1 protein-coding gene is annotated in these 292 nt (G+C 49.0%); it reads right to left on the reverse strand.

Annotated elements, in window-relative coordinates:
* Nucleotides 1-95: 95 nt before the first annotated feature.
* On the reverse strand, nucleotides 96-292 hold a 197-nt coding region (locus DYE48_RS21310; protein ID WP_208639679.1), incomplete at its 5' end, for a hypothetical protein.

Below are 292 nucleotides of genomic sequence, written 5' to 3' on the forward strand. Positions count from 1 at the left end.
AGGAGTCTCCCCATTCCCCTCCGCCCCTTGATCATATAAGTATCTCGAAACTACTTCCAGAATAAGCAGCTTTCCAGCGTAATGAAAGTAATGGATTAAACTTTCAAACAAGCAGCCATTTGTATCCGAACGCTTGCGATAAAGGGCTTTTCAACTAGAATGTAGTGGTTATGGAAGACGCTCCATTCGTGTATGTGGGTTCGTTTCTCATATCCATCGAATGGGGTGGCTGGGAAGCTGCGAGACTCCCGCGGGAATGGATTGGCTGGCGAGACCCCGCAGTGCGAAGCAC

The organism is Halobacillus trueperi (assembly GCF_003386945.1).
Classification (GTDB): domain Bacteria; phylum Bacillota; class Bacilli; order Bacillales; family Halobacillaceae; genus Halobacillus; species Halobacillus aidingensis.